Below are 11,974 nucleotides of genomic sequence, written 5' to 3' on the forward strand. Positions count from 1 at the left end.
CACGATCCACGTCGCCCATGACACGACGCTGCCGGCGACGTGGGCAGCGAAACGGTGCAAGGCGCGCCTCAGCTCGCGCGCTCGACGATGAGCTTCTTGATCTCGCCGATCGCCTTGGCCGGGTTCAGTCCCTTCGGGCAGGTACGCGCGCAGTTCATGATCGTATGACAGCGATACAGCTTGAACGGGTCCTCGAGTTCGTCGAGGCGCGTGCCGGTGTCCTCGTCGCGCGAATCGACGATCCAGCGGTATGCCTGCAGCAGCACGGCCGGGCCGAGATAGCGCTCGCTGTTCCACCAGTAGCTGGGGCACGAGGTCGTGCAGCATGCGCAGAGGATGCACTCGTAGAGGCCGTCGAGCTTGGCTCGGTCCTCCTTCGACTGCAGGCGCTCGCGATCCGGCGGCGGCGGCGTGTCGCTGCGCAGCCACGGCTTGACCGACGCGAGCTGTGCATAGAAATGCGTGAGGTCGGGGACGAGGTCCTTGACCACCGACATGTGCGGCAGCGGGTTGATCTTGACGTCGCCCGAGCCGCAGTCACTGATCGCCTTGGTGCAGGCGAGCGTGTTGGTGCCGTCGATGTTCATCGCGCACGAACCGCAGATGCCTTCGCGGCACGAGCGACGGAACGTCAGGGTCGGGTCGATCTCGTTCTTGATCTTGATCAGCGCGTCGAGAACCATCGGCCCGCACGTCGCCATGTCGACGTCGTAGGTATCGATGCGCGGGTTCTCGCCGTCGTCCGGGCTCCAGCGGTAAACCCGGAAGGTGCGGATGTCCTTCGCGCCCGCCTTCGCCGGATGATGCTTGCCGGCCTTGATCCTGGAATTCTTGGGGAGGGTGAATTCGGCCATGTCGACTCCGTGATTCGTCATTGGTGATTCGTGATTCGGAAAAGCAGGATTCGCATTGCCGCAGGCATCTGCCAATCACCAATCACGAATCACGAATCACGTCGTCAATACACGCGCTTCTTCGGCGGCACCGGCTCGACGTCGCTCGTCATCGTGTTCATGTGAACCGGGCGGAAGTCGAACGAGCACTTGCCCTTGGCGTCGACGCTGACGAGCGTGTGCTTCATCCAGTTCTCGTCGTCGCGGTCGGGGAAATCCTCGCGCGCGTGGGCGCCGCGGCTCTCCGGGCGCTGCTCGGCCGAGTTGATCGTCGCGACCGCGTTGTAGAGCAGGTTCTGCAGCTCGAGCGTCTCGATCAGGTCGGAGTTCCATACCAGCGAGCGATCCGAAACGCGCACGTCGTCGAACGAGGCGAACACCTTGTCCATCTTCGCACAGCCCTCCCTGAGCGTCTGCGCGGTGCGGAACACGGCGGCGTCGGCCTGCATCGTCTTCTGCATCGTCAGGCGGATTTCCGCGGTCGGCGTCGAGCCGTTCGCGTTGCGCAGGCGGTCGAGGTTGGCGAGCGCGGCGTCGCAGGCGGACGCCGGCAGGTCCTTGTGCGGCTGGCCCGGCTTGATCGTCGCCGCGCAGCGCTGCGCGACCGCTCGACCGAACACGACGAGGTCGAGCAGCGAGTTCGAACCGAGGCGGTTGGCGCCGTGCACCGACACGCACGCCGCCTCGCCGATCGCGAACAGGCCCGGCACGACGGCGTCGGGGTCGTTGCCGACCTTGCGCACGACCTCGCCGTGGTAATTGGTCGGGATGCCGCCCATGTTGTAGTGCACGGTCGGGATTACCGGGATCGGCTCCTTGGTGACGTCGACGCCGGCGAAGATGCGCGCCGATTCGGAGATGCCCGGCAGCTTCTCGTGCAGCACGTCGGCGCCGAGGTGCATGAGGTTGAGGTTGATGTGGTCCTTGTGCTCGCCGACGCCGCGACCCTCGCGGATCTCGATCGTCATCGAGCGCGAGACGACGTCGCGCGAGGCGAGGTCCTTCGCGTTCGGCGCATAGCGCTCCATGAAGCGCTCGCCCTTCGAATTGGTGAGGTAGCCGCCCTCGCCGCGCGAGCCCTCGGTGATGAGGCAGCCCGAGCCGTAGATGCCGGTCGGATGGAACTGCACGAATTCCATGTCCTGCATCGGCAGGCCGGCGCGCATGACGAGGCCGCCACCGTCGCCGGTGCAGGTGTGCGCCGACGTCGCCGAGAAGTACGCGCGCCCGTAACCGCCGGTGGCGAGCACGACACCGTGCGCGCGGAACAGGTGCAGCGTGCCTTCGGCCATGTCGAGCGCGAGCACGCCGCGACAGGCGCCCTCGCTGTCGAAGATGAGGTCGAGCGCGAAGTACTCGACGAAGAAGCGCGCGTCGTGCTTGAGCGACTGCTGGTAGAGCGTGTGCAGGATCGCGTGGCCGGTGCGGTCGGCCGCGGCGCAGGTGCGCTGCGCGACGCCCTGGCCGTAGTGCGTGGTCATGCCGCCGAACGGGCGCTGGTAGATCTTGCCGTCGTCCGTACGCGAGAACGGCACGCCATAGTGCTCGAGTTCGATGATCGCGGGGATCGCCTCGCGGCACATGTACTCGATCGCGTCCTGGTCGCCGAGCCAGTCCGAACCCTTGATGGTGTCGTAGAAGTGGAAGCGCCAGTCGTCCTCGCCCATGTTGCCGAGCGCGGCGGAGATGCCGCCCTGCGCGGCGACCGTGTGCGAGCGCGTCGGGAACACCTTGGTGAGGCATGCGGTCTGCAGGCCGGTCGCGGCGAGGCCGAACGTCGCGCGCAGGCCCGCGCCACCGGCGCCGACCACGATGATGTCGTACTTGTGTTCCTGGACCTTGTAAGCGGTACCGGCCATGTCAGCGTCCCAGCGCGATTTTGAGGATGGCGAGCACGCTTGCGGCGGCGCCGATGAAACAGAGGAACTTCACCGCGACCTGCAGCAGGAGCTGCGAGCCACGCGTGTGCACGTAGTCCTCGATGACGACCTGCAAGCCGAGCTGCGCGTGCCAGAACACGGCGGTGACGAACGCGAGCAGCAGCACCGCGTTGCACGGCTGCGCGACGAGCGCGTGCGCGCCGGCATAGTCGAGGTGGAGGAGTTCCAGCACGATCCAGACGAACCACAGGCCGAGCAGCACGAGCGCCGCGGCGGTGAGCCGCTGCACGACGAAATGGTGCGAGCCGGCGCGCGCGGAGCCGAGCCCGAGCGCGTTCTTCAGCGGCGAGCGCAGGCGGGCGTTCATGCGCCACCCCGCTGTGCGAACACGCAGGCCCAGACGAGCGCGGTGAGGATCAGGCTGCCGATCGAGACGATCCAACCGTTGCGCACGAACTGCGCGGGCAGGTAGCCGTAACCGAGGTCCTGCCAGAGGTGGCGGATGCCGTTGAGCAGGTGGTAGGCGAGCGACCAGGTCCAGCCGACCAGCAGCAACATGCCGAGCCACGAGCCGCAGAACGCGGCGACCTTGCCGTACGCATCGGGGCCGCTCGCGAGCGCGAGCAGCGCGACGACGAGCAGGATCGTGCCCGCGGCGAGCGCGATGCCCGTCGCGCGATGCAGGATCGAAGTGACCATCTGGATCTGCCAGCGGTAGATCGACAGGTGGGGCGATAGCGGTCGCGCGTTGGCTGGCATGGCTGGCTCGTGCTGGCGTTGTCGTAGGGTCCGCTCGCGCATCCTGCGCTCGGCATCAGAAATCGATGCAGCGGCCGTTCTTTTCCCAATCCCCGTAGCGCGTCGGATCGAGGCCCGATTCGCGCCCGCCGATCTCCGGTTTCACTTCGCTCGCGGGTGCCGCGGGCGCATCCACGGTGGCGCCGGCCACGGGTGGCGAGGGGGATTCGGTCGGGGAGTGTCGAGTGTCGGGCATGATGCGGTGCGGCGCGAAGGTTAAACCCACTCGTTCATCCAGACAACCTCGCGCGAGGCGTTCGGCGCACGATGCGGCCCTCTCGTACGCGCGCCTGCTACAGTGGACGACTCGCCACGATGACGATTGCGATGCCGATTGCCCTCTGCCGCGCGGAACTGCTCACGATCGAAGGCAGGGACGCGACCACGTTCGCGCACGCCCAGTTCACCAGCGACGTTTCAACGCTCGAACCCGCGCGCTGGCAATGGAGCGCGTGGCTCGATGCCCAGGGCCGGGCCCGGGCCGTGTTCGCCCTGCTGCGCGTGACGGCCGAACGCCTCGTCGCATGGCAACCGCTCGGCGACGCCGCCGCCGTGCGCGACGCGCTGCAGCGTTACGTCTTCCGCAGCGCGGTACGGCTCGAAACGATCGGCGGCTGGGCCGTGCATCGCCTCGACACGCCGCCACCCGGCGCCGGCGAAGTCGCGGCGATCGGCGGCGGCCATGCGATCGCCCTGCCCGGCACGGCCCCGCGCGCGGCCTGGCTCGCGCCCGCTGCCGGCGTGATGGACGACGCCGCACTCGCCGCCTGGCGGCGTGAGGACCTGGCCGCCCGCCTGCCCTTCCTGGCCGCGGCGCTCGCCGGGGAGTTCGTGCCACAGGCACTCGAACTCGGACGCATCGACGCGATCCGCTTCGACAAGGGGTGCTATCCCGGCCAGGAGATCGCCGCGCGCCTGCATTTCCGCGGTGGCAACAAGCGCCACCTGCAGGTTTATCGCGTCGAGGACGACGTCGCCGGGCTGCCGCCCGGGACGGGCGTGCTGGTCGGTGAAACCCCGGTCGGTCGCATCCTGTATGCGGCTGCCGACCCGTCCGGATTGTCGGCGAATGCGCTCGCCGTCGTCACCGACGACGCACGCGGGTCGGTCGCGACGACCACCGATGGCCGCACTTTGGTGCCCGGCGCATAACAAAATTTTTACAAGGACCTGCCAGACAGCGCCTTACGCTACGCTGAACGAAGGGGCGCCCGTTCAGGGACATGGGCCGCCGACTCGCGTAGGCTTCGCCCCGCGCCTCGTCCAGACGGGGCGCTTTGCGTATCCACAAGCTTGTTTTGAATGAGCTTTTTGGACGCCCGCCGCGGACCTGAACAAGGCCGGCGGATGTCCCCGGCGCGATGCGCCGGTTCGTGAAAGACGTCGGAGCGACTGCCGGGGTGGCAGACGCGACTGGCGGGCGTAGCAAGGCGCGGCAGGACCGCGCCCACGCCGCAGCGTCATCCAAATCGATGGTTCGACCCGGCCCGGCGATGGTGCGCCTGGCATGCCCGCTTGGCGTTCGCGTCGCGGCGAGCCGGGACGAACCTCCCGACTGCGAGAGGTATGCGACATGAAACTTTCCTTTCTACTCTGGCTCGCGTCGATCCTGCCGCAGCCAGCCGCCGACCAGGTCTGCCTGGCGACGACGGTCTACCTCGAGGCGCGCAGCGAATCGAAGGTCGGCCAGATGGCGGTCGCCGAAGTGGCGATGCGCCGCCGCGAAAGCGGCCGCTGGGGCAAGACCGTCTGCGACGTCGTCCGTGCCCCCGGGCAGTTCGCGACGACGACGATCCGTAACAACCGCGTCGTGGACGAACCGGCCGCCTGGAACACGGCCTGGCAGATCGCCGGCCGCTCGCTCGCGATCTGGGCCCTGCCGCGCGACCGGCGCAAGTTCGTCGTGCCGGACGCCGACCACTTCGTGCTCGCCGACTCGGTGTCGCCCGGCTGGATCAAGGGTCCGCCGGTCGCGACGATCGGCGCCCACAACTTCTACCGCATCAACTGAGTCCGCGCCGCGCCCGACGGCATCGGACGAGAACCAGAAAAAACGGCGAAGGCCCTGCCTTCGCCGTTTTCGTTTCCGGGCCCGCCGGCTCAGCGCAGGCGGATCAGGCGGTTGTCGCGGATCATCACGCGATCACCCGGGCGCAGGTCGTTGTTGTCCCATTGGGTGACGGTGGCCCAGCGGCCGTCGTCGAGGCGCACCTGGAACTGCCATGCCTCGCGATCGCCGTAGTCGTTCGAATTGCGCTCGATTGCATTGCCGGCGAAGCCTCCGGCGACCGCGCCGGCAACCGTGGCGGCCGTACGGCCGTCGCCCTTGCCGACCGTGCTGCCGAGCACGCCGCCGATGATCGCGCCGAGCACCGCGCCGCCGCCGCCCGTGCTGTTCTCGCGCACGTACACGCGGCCGACCTCCTTGATCACGCCGCAGCGCGAGCAGTCGTAGGCTGCGCGCCGCTGGTAGTACGCATCGTCGTAGTAACGCGTGCGCGGCGGCGTCGCCACGCAACCCACGAGGGCGATGCCGGTTACCGCGGTCAACGCCATCGACACGAATCTGCTGCTCATCGTCATGGTTCCGTTGGTGGTCTGCCACGCATGGTCACGCACCCACGTTAAAGAAGCCGTGAACGGCCGCTCGCCACACCCCCGCCGGATGAACGACGGCGTTCGGTCCAACGCCGGCGGCGCTGCCCGGCTGTCGCTATGGGAGCCGCGCCGCGCTTCGGCTAGCATCGCGCGACCGCAGGGGGAACCATGACGACGCCGACCGTGACCGTGGACGAATTGCGCGACCTCGACGCCGACGATGCCGTCGTGCGCCTCGCACCGCTGCCGGACGCCTCGGTCGCGCGCCTGTTGCATGCGCTCGGCCCCGGCCGTGCGGTCGCGATCCTCGACCGCTTCGGCGCCGAACGCCGCCGCCAGATCGCCTTCGCCGCGGGCCAGGGCGAGGACGGCCAGTGGCTGCAGGGGCAGCACTGGCCCGAAGGTTCGATCGGCCGCCTCATGGAACCGGCGCCGGCCGTGTTCGACGGGGACGCGACGGTGGCGCAGGTGATCGAAACCTTGCGCCCGGTCGTCTCCCACACGCTCGTTACTTATGTGTTCGTCGTCGACGCGGACCGCGCCCTGACCGGCATCGTCGCGTTCCGCGAACTCGCGTTCGCACGCGCGACCCAGCGCCTGTCGGAAATCATGGTGTCGCGGCCGTTCTCGCTGCAGCCGCAGACCGCCGTGCTCGATGCGATGCGCGAAGTCGTGCGCCGCCACTATCCCGTTTACCCCGTCTGCGATGCCGACGGCCGCCTGATCGGCGTCGTGCGCGGAGCGGTCATCTTCGAGGAGCAGGCGTTCGAGATCAGCGCCCAGGCCGGCGCGATGGTCGGCGTCGAGAAGGAGGAACGCCTGGCGACGCCGTGGCAACGCGCGCTGCGCTTCCGCCACCCGTGGCTGCAGATCAACCTCGTCACCGCGTTCGTCGCGGCGAGCGTGGTCGGGCTGTTCCAGGGCACGGTCAACCGCATCGTGCTGCTCGCGGTGTTCATCCCGGTGCTGTCCGGGCAGTGCAGCAACACCGGCTGCCAGTCGCTCGCGGTCACCCTGCGCGGCATGACGCTCGGTGAAGTCGGCGCAAACCGCACGCGCGCGCTGCTGTGGAAGGAAACCTGGCTCGGCTTCGTCAACGGTGCGCTGACCGGGCTCGTCGCCGCGATCGGCATGTTCTGGCTCGCCCGCCACCAGGAGCATCCCCAAGCCCTCATGCTCGCCGCGATCACGTTCGTCGCGATGGCGGGCAGCTGCGCCCTGTCGGGCGTCGCGGGTGCCGCGGTTCCGCTCGCGCTCAAGCGGCTCGGCGCCGATCCCGCGACGGCGTCCGGCATCTTCCTGACCACCGCGACCGACGTCGTCAGCATGGGCCTGTTCCTCGGCCTCGCCGCGTGGCTCATCGCGTGACGCGCGACCGGCGCATCGAATGGATGGCCGCAGGCGGGCGCACGCGCTAACCTGCCGCCATGTCCCATCCGGTCTATCTCTTCGGCGAATATCGCGTCGATCCGCTCGCGCGCGAGCTGCATCGCGGCAGCGAACTGCTGGCGCTGTCCCCGAAGGTGTTCGACTGCCTCGTCTACCTCATCGAGCACCGCGACCGCGCGGTCGGCCGCGACGAACTCATCGCCGCGGTATGGGGCAAGCTCGACGTCAGCGACACCCTGCTCGGCCAGACCCTGCTGAAGGCACGTCGCGCGGTCGGCGACGACGGCAACGAACAGAACGCGATCCGCACGATCCCGCGCTTCGGCTATCGCTGGATCCGCGAACTGGAGACCGCACGCACCGACGAGCCCGACCCGCGGGAGTCCGCTCCGTCGACACCGCCGTCCGCTCCCGCGGCGACGACCGCCACCGAGCCGCCGGCGGAGGCGGTCGCCGCCACAACTGCGGCGCCGCCTGCGGGACCGCACCGGCGGGTTGCGATCTTGGCCGGCGCAGCGGCATTCGTGCTTGCCACGCTCGCGCTCGCCTGGCTGTTGCCTCCGCGCGGTCGCGACGCGCTGCCGCCGAAGCCGGCACAGGTCGCGTCGAACGACGCCCTCGTCGTGCTTCCGGCGACGGTCGAATCGAGCGAGGAATGGGCCTGGCTGCGTCTCGGCCTCATGGACCTCGTCGCCTCGCGGCTGCGCCAGGCCGGCCAGGTCGTCGCACCGAGCGACAACGTCGTCGCCGCCTGGCGTACCGCGAGCGCGGGAGGTGGCGACCCGGCGACCGTCGTGCGCAGCCTCACCGGCGCGCGCGAGGTGATCGTGCCGCAAGTCGCGCGCGTCGCCGACGACTGGCTCGTACAGATCGAACTGCGCGAGAACGACGGCCGGCGCCGTACGATCGAAGCGCGCGGCAGCGACCCGATCGAAACCGCGCGCAACGCGAGCGACCAGTTGCTCGTGCTGCTCGGCAAGTCGCCGGTGGCCACGCACGACGACGTCCCGGTGTCGGTCGCCGGGCTCCTGCAACGCACGGAAGCCTCGCTGCTCGGCGATGATTTCGCGACCGCCCGGCGCCTGATCGAAGCGGCCCCCGCCGCCGTGCGGGCGACGCCGGCGATCGGCGTGCGGCTCGCCCAGATCGACTACCGCAGCGGACGCCTCGATGCCGCGCGCGGCACGCTCGAACAGGTGCTCGCTCAGGTGTCGGCGGAGACCGACCCCGTGCTGCGCGCGCAGGCGCTGCACATGCTCGGCGCGCTCGCCGTGCGCGAGGACCGCAGCGCGGACGCGGTGCCGATCTTCGAGGAGGCAATCCGCCTGACCGAGTCGCGCCACGAGCCGGTCGTGGTCGGCCAGGCCTACACCGGGCTCGCTGCCGCGCTGGTCAACCTGTGGCGGTTCGACGAGGCGGCAAGCGCGCTCGCGCGTGCGCGCATCGCCCTCACGCTCGCCAACGACACGCTGTCGCTCGCGCGGGTCGACGCCAACGAAGGCATCCTCAACAACAACCGCGGCCGGCATGCCGAAGCGCTGCCGGTGCTGCAGCGCGCGGCCGACCGCTTCCGCCATTTCGGCGCGCTCAACGACCTCGCCCTCACCGTCACCGCGCAGATCAAGGCGCAGATCGCGCTGCTCGACGCGTCGGGCGCCGTCGCCACGAGTGAGTCGCTGCTGCCGCAGCGCGCGCAACTGGTGAATGCGCGCACGCGCGGCAACTTCGACCTGCAACGTGCGCGCGCACTCGCCGCCGTCGGTCGCCTCACCGACGCACGCCGGCTGCTCGACGAATTGCGCCGCGACGCATCGCTCGCCGACCAGGCCGAACTGCCCGGCAGCATCGCCGCGGAGAGCGCGCGCCTGCAGCTCGCGGCCGGCGATGCGGCACAGGCGGCGGAGTCGGCCCGCCGCGCGGTCGCGGCGCTGCCGACGACCGACGAAGCGCACGTGCGCGCGCAAGCCTGGCTCACGCTCGTGCGCGCGCTGCTCGCCGGCGGCCACGCCGGCGACGCGCGCGACCAATGCGCGCAGTTCCAGCAATGGACGAAGGAACATGGCGACATGCCTTCGGTCATCCAGTTCGCGCGACTGGCCGAGGCCGAACTCGCGCGCGCCGCGCAGCGCCGCGAGGACGCCGACCGCAGCTTCGCGGCCGCGTTCGACGAGGCCGAGCGCTGGGGCGTGCCGCACGACCTCGCCATCGTCGTTTCCTCCTGGGGCACCAGCCTGATCGCCGACCGCGAACTCGACCGCGCCAGCGAAGTCGTCGGCCGCGTCGCGCGCTGGGCCGAACAGGACTACGACTGCGCCCTGCTGCAGGCGCAGCTGTATGGCGCCCTGCACCAGACCGACGCCTGGCGCGCCGCCCTCGCCCGCGTGCGCGCCCTCGCCGGGGAACGTACGGTGCCGAGTGGTGCGGCGATCGACGAGCCAGCGACGCGCAGCGGCTGAGGCCGGATCCACCCCGCCGATGGCCGCGGCGCCCCCCGCTGCAACGGCCGTCCAGCCGGCCATACCGCCGAAAATCAGCCCGCCTTCATGCGATGCGAACGAAAAGCGAATGAAGATGGAGTGCGCGGGCATGCCATCTACACGATGATGGTGCCGTCAGCAGCCGAGGGGGCGGTCGCCATGCATCACCAGCGTATTTCCAGGCGTCCGGGCCTCGGCCCGCCGGGCCCGTCGCCGTCGTTCTTCACCTGATTCCGTGACAGGCCGCGACGAAGCGGCCGCGTGCATCGTCCTCGATGCAAGGTCCCCCCGGTCGGGGTACCCCCCAACAGCCCCGACCGGCCCCGCCGTCGCCTCCCTCTCTCCCTCGGGCGACGGCGGGAATTTCTCCCTGACGCGTCCCGGTCCGCCGCCTTGGCGGGCCGGGACTCGCGCGTGTCCGGATGGAATGGCGCGGGACATCGAAGGGACTCACACGAATCCAGCCCGCGCGGCGCGTGGCCTCGGGTACGTGTCCCGGGGCACGCGCAGCGCATGTCCCGTCAGTCGTCGTCCCAGAGACTCGCCTTCTTCACGGCGACCGGCTTGCGTCCGGCACCATCACCGGCGGCGACCGCATGCCAGACCGCGAGTGCGTCGCGCGTCGGCGCGACGTCGTGCACGCGCACGATCGCCGCGCCGCGTTGCGCGGCGATCAGCGCCGCGGCGACCGAGCCCGCGACGCGTTCGTGCGGATCCTCGCGGCCGGTCAGCACGCCGATCGATCGCTTGCGCGACAACCCGACCATCACCGGTGCGATCTCGGGGAAGCGATCGAGCGCGCGCAGCAACGCGAGGTTGTGCTCGAGCGTCTTGCCGAAGCCAAAGCCGGGATCGACGAGGATCTTCTTCTTGTCGATGCCCGCCATCTGGCACGCGAACAGGCGCTCGGCGAGGAAGCGGTGCACTTCGCCGACGACGTCGTCGTAATGCGGCGCGTCCTGCATCGTGCGCGGCTCGCCCTGCATATGCATCACGCACACGGGCACGCCAAGCGCGGCGGCCGCATCGAGCGCGCCGTCGCCGCGCAACGCACGCACGTCGTTGATCAGCCCCGCACCCGCGGCGACCGCCGCGCGCATCACCTCGGCCTTCGAGGTGTCGATCGAGATCGGCACCTTCACCTGCCGCGCGAGCGCCTCGATCACCGGCACGACGCGCGCGATCTCGGTCGCCGCGTCGACCTCGTCCGCGCCCGGCCGCGTCGACTCGCCGCCGACGTCGAGCAGGTCCGCGCCCTGTTCGACGAGCGCGAGCCCGTGTTCGATCGCGCGCGCGGGATCGAGGAACTCGCCGCCGTCGGAGAACGAATCGGCCGTCACGTTGACGATGCCGCACACGAGCGTGCGGTCGAGCACGAGTTCACGGCCGTTGCAGTCGAGGCGGAGGTGGAACATGGCGGCATCCGGGTGGGCGATGCTCTGATTATTCCATTCCCAGAGGCGGCGTCCATCTCTGCCACTCGAACGGATCGGACGCGTGTCCTCGGAAGGAATGCGGTCGACCTCGTCCGAACGTCACCGCGCGGACGATTCAAACGGATAATTCCTCCGTCCCCTTTGACCTTTGATTGCGCAGATGTTTAATTAGACGGTCCGAGAAATCGGGGGCAGTCCACTCCGTCCTCTTTGACTCTTCAGTCAGGAGCTCGCGGGATGCCCAAGGCATCACTGATTGCGTCATCGATCGTGCGATAACTTTTCAGAGCATGAATCCCGCATGGTTCCTGCCGCCTCGGTAGTTCATGGTTGTATTCGTCCCAATATCGTTCAGGCAGGCGGCCTGGTTGAACCGCCCCGGGATTCGTGGAGGCTCCAACTCTTGAGGGAAGGTCTGAATAAGCCCTCGCCGCCCCATGCCAGAAGCACGATTTGCAGAACCGGCATCGAAACCTGGCGCAAAGTTGCCAAAATCTCGCCGC

12 protein-coding genes are annotated in these 11,974 nt (G+C 69.3%); 4 read left to right on the forward strand and 8 right to left on the reverse strand.

Annotation, left to right across the window (positions count from 1 at the left end; translation table 11 throughout):
• Positions 1 to 68 precede the first annotated feature (68 nt).
• From EV148_RS17800 to EV148_RS17820, 5 genes are all read right to left on the reverse strand, one after another.
• The gene (locus tag EV148_RS17800; protein ID WP_132000217.1) at positions 69 to 854 is read right to left on the reverse strand and encodes a succinate dehydrogenase iron-sulfur subunit; all 786 of its coding nucleotides are present in this window, start codon (positions 852 to 854) and stop codon (positions 69 to 71) included.
• A 104-nt stretch (positions 855 to 958) separates the two neighbouring features.
• Positions 959 to 2,752 (reverse strand): succinate dehydrogenase flavoprotein subunit, encoded by a 1,794-nt coding sequence (sdhA, locus tag EV148_RS17805; protein ID WP_132000202.1) that lies wholly within the window; start codon positions 2,750 to 2,752, stop codon positions 959 to 961.
• Between the two features lies 1 nt (position 2,753).
• Entirely contained in the window at positions 2,754 to 3,140 is a 387-nt protein-coding gene (gene sdhD / locus EV148_RS17810) for a succinate dehydrogenase, hydrophobic membrane anchor protein (protein WP_132000203.1), read from the reverse strand.
• On the reverse strand, positions 3,137 to 3,532 hold the full coding sequence (gene sdhC, locus EV148_RS17815) for a succinate dehydrogenase, cytochrome b556 subunit (protein WP_132000204.1): 396 nt from the start codon (positions 3,530 to 3,532) through the stop codon (positions 3,137 to 3,139). The genes sdhD and sdhC overlap by 4 nt, the downstream gene beginning before the upstream one ends.
• A 55-nt stretch (positions 3,533 to 3,587) precedes the next feature.
• The gene (locus EV148_RS17820) at positions 3,588 to 3,767 is read right to left on the reverse strand and encodes a DUF1674 domain-containing protein (RefSeq protein WP_132000205.1); all 180 of its coding nucleotides are present in this window, start codon (positions 3,765 to 3,767) and stop codon (positions 3,588 to 3,590) included.
• Positions 3,768 to 3,898: 131 nt separating this feature from the next.
• On the opposite strand from EV148_RS17820, the gene ygfZ reads away from it, so the two are divergent.
• On the forward strand, positions 3,899 to 4,723 hold the full coding sequence (gene ygfZ / locus EV148_RS17825; protein ID WP_158287535.1) for a CAF17-like 4Fe-4S cluster assembly/insertion protein YgfZ: 825 nt from the start codon (positions 3,899 to 3,901) through the stop codon (positions 4,721 to 4,723).
• Positions 4,724 to 5,144: 421 nt separating this feature from the next.
• Positions 5,145 to 5,582: a cell wall hydrolase gene (locus EV148_RS17830; RefSeq protein WP_132000207.1), complete on the forward strand. Its 438-nt coding sequence runs from the start codon at positions 5,145 to 5,147 to the stop codon at positions 5,580 to 5,582.
• Between the two features lie 89 nt (positions 5,583 to 5,671).
• Here EV148_RS17830 and EV148_RS17835 read toward each other — a convergent pair whose 3' ends face one another.
• Positions 5,672 to 6,148 (reverse strand): outer membrane lipoprotein, encoded by a 477-nt coding sequence (locus tag EV148_RS17835; RefSeq protein WP_241988142.1) that lies wholly within the window; start codon positions 6,146 to 6,148, stop codon positions 5,672 to 5,674.
• 189 nt (positions 6,149 to 6,337) lie between these two features.
• Here EV148_RS17835 and EV148_RS17840 point away from each other — a divergent pair, with 189 nt between their 5' ends.
• Positions 6,338 to 7,537, forward strand: coding sequence for a magnesium transporter (locus EV148_RS17840; RefSeq protein WP_132000209.1), 1,200 nt, complete (start codon positions 6,338 to 6,340; stop codon positions 7,535 to 7,537).
• Between the two features lie 59 nt (positions 7,538 to 7,596).
• Entirely contained in the window at positions 7,597 to 10,014 is a 2,418-nt protein-coding gene (locus EV148_RS17845) for a winged helix-turn-helix domain-containing protein (protein ID WP_132000210.1), read from the forward strand.
• A 542-nt stretch (positions 10,015 to 10,556) separates the two neighbouring features.
• On the opposite strand, the gene folP is transcribed toward EV148_RS17845, so the two are convergent.
• Both folP and EV148_RS18760 read right to left on the reverse strand, forming a co-directional pair.
• Entirely contained in the window at positions 10,557 to 11,450 is an 894-nt protein-coding gene (folP, locus tag EV148_RS17850; RefSeq protein ID WP_132000211.1) for a dihydropteroate synthase, read from the reverse strand.
• 304 nt (positions 11,451 to 11,754) lie between these two features.
• The coding region (locus EV148_RS18760; RefSeq protein ID WP_206750695.1) for a hypothetical protein at positions 11,755 to 11,974 on the reverse strand (220 nt) is incomplete at its 5' end.

This window comes from Dokdonella fugitiva (assembly GCF_004342425.1).
Lineage (GTDB): Bacteria > Pseudomonadota > Gammaproteobacteria > Xanthomonadales > Rhodanobacteraceae > Dokdonella_A > Dokdonella_A fugitiva.

Bases quoted from the DNA above. Each gene is read 5' to 3' on its own strand.
- EV148_RS17820 (WP_132000205.1), bottom strand. From the start codon at position 3,767: ATGCCCGACACTCGACACTCCCCGACCGAATCCCCCTCGCCACCCGTG.
- folP (WP_132000211.1), bottom strand. From the start codon at position 11,450: ATGTTCCACCTCCGCCTCGACTGCAACGGCCGTGAACTCGTGCTCGAC.
- EV148_RS17835 (WP_241988142.1), bottom strand. From the start codon at position 6,148: ATGAGCAGCAGATTCGTGTCGATGGCGTTGACCGCGGTAACCGGCATC.
- EV148_RS17840 (WP_132000209.1), top strand. From the start codon at position 6,338: ATGACGACGCCGACCGTGACCGTGGACGAATTGCGCGACCTCGACGCC.
- sdhC (WP_132000204.1), bottom strand. From the start codon at position 3,532: ATGCCAGCCAACGCGCGACCGCTATCGCCCCACCTGTCGATCTACCGC.
- EV148_RS17830 (WP_132000207.1), top strand. From the start codon at position 5,145: ATGAAACTTTCCTTTCTACTCTGGCTCGCGTCGATCCTGCCGCAGCCA.
- sdhA (WP_132000202.1), bottom strand. From the start codon at position 2,752: ATGGCCGGTACCGCTTACAAGGTCCAGGAACACAAGTACGACATCATC.
- sdhD (WP_132000203.1), bottom strand. From the start codon at position 3,140: ATGAACGCCCGCCTGCGCTCGCCGCTGAAGAACGCGCTCGGGCTCGGC.
- ygfZ (WP_158287535.1), top strand. From the start codon at position 3,899: ATGCCGATTGCCCTCTGCCGCGCGGAACTGCTCACGATCGAAGGCAGG.
- EV148_RS17800 (WP_132000217.1), bottom strand. From the start codon at position 854: ATGGCCGAATTCACCCTCCCCAAGAATTCCAGGATCAAGGCCGGCAAG.
- EV148_RS17845 (WP_132000210.1), top strand. From the start codon at position 7,597: ATGTCCCATCCGGTCTATCTCTTCGGCGAATATCGCGTCGATCCGCTC.